Source organism: Helicobacter apodemus, from assembly GCF_000765745.2.
GTDB lineage: Bacteria > Campylobacterota > Campylobacteria > Campylobacterales > Helicobacteraceae > Helicobacter_D > Helicobacter_D apodemus.
Genome location: NZ_JRPC02000128.1, coordinates 1 through 395 on the forward strand (window position 1 = coordinate 1; position 395 = coordinate 395).

Annotated in this window: 1 pseudogene; it reads left to right on the plus strand. The window is 35.7% G+C overall.

The features are described 5' to 3' along the window. Window positions 1–305: pseudogene (locus LS72_RS10620) on the plus strand (hypothetical protein); the annotation flags it as partial. Between the last annotated feature and the right edge of the window lie 90 nt (window positions 306–395).

Consider the following 395-nt stretch of genomic DNA (forward strand, 5'->3'; position numbering starts at 1 on the left):
ACTCTAACCCCGCACAATTACCGAAACCCTTTAATGAGGAAATTATAACATTTTATAGCGATAGAAATCTTAAGAATAAAATGGAATTTAAAAATTATTCGGTAAGCGACTATTTCGCTAAAAAACACGCACAAGAAATTATAGATGCTATTGAAGTCCCCACTTATGAACCCCTAACCCTACCTTACTCACAAGAGGAAATAGATCTAGCGTTGCAAAAATATCACAGGGCTGTGGAATCAGAAAAGGACAAGCTTAAGGAACTTCCTCTTTTGTCATGGAGTGAAGCTAAGAACTTACATTAGCACAAGAAATACCCTCACCTATAATTCTAAAGATAGCATACCAACTTCCTCCATCCCAAGTTGAAAAAAACATTCTTATAAAATTGCGTC